The organism is Oleiphilus sp. HI0123, assembly GCF_001635315.1.
In genome coordinates this window covers 1-725 of sequence record NZ_LWGE01000074.1, presented here as the reverse complement: position 1 = coordinate 725, position 725 = coordinate 1, and the positions used below count along the sequence as shown (strand labels likewise).

Sequence of the window (725 nt, the reverse complement as noted above, 5' to 3'; positions counted from 1 at the left end):
GACATCAACCCACCTTCTAACCACCGATATATAGCCGCCATTTACCACCAAGCCATCCAAAACCGACCAACATCACAGAAACTCAACCTACACACCCCTCTCAAAATATAAACATTAGTAACATTCACATTTATATGCCACTGTTTTTTATAGGCTTTTTCTATGATAAAACCTAACAACTGTACGCTCATGACTTTACAATTTTTTAGTTTGTAAACAATAACTTAAACAAGCACTTATTTCTTTAAAGAGACAAGCCTAGCTAGCGCTACATCTAACAGGCAGATTCATGAGACAGAGTTCAAAGTTCTTTCATGATTTTACAATTTTGCTCTACCAAGCCCCTCAATATTCATTTCTATAAAGTCGCTTCATAAAAGCCAGACCGCGCAACAAGCTAACACCGATCGTTTATTACTTAATGTCTTTGAACATAAAGAGCCATGGATAATCAGATGCCAATAAGAAAACTGAGTATTACCTCCCTATCATTTATTGTTCTTCTCTACGCTCAGTTTTTATCTGCTGCGCCCGGCGATGCAGGTAATATCCTAACAACACTGACTATTAATAATGTAAGCGGTGATGGTCGAACACCTACATCCCCTCAAGGCATTACCATGCATGATGGCTATCTTAGGGTAGTCGATTTTGGCACCGATAGAATATACCGGGTATATCCTGAAGATATATATGATGACATGGGCACAAGTGACGTAGGTGAC

1 protein-coding gene is annotated in these 725 nt (G+C 38.9%); it reads left to right on the top strand.

Annotated features, from left to right (window positions below; all coding sequences use genetic code 11):
* Nucleotides 1-455: 455 nt before the first annotated feature.
* Nucleotides 456-725: hypothetical protein (locus A3761_RS00795; RefSeq protein ID WP_156491466.1), on the top strand; the 270-nt coding region annotated here is incomplete at its 3' end.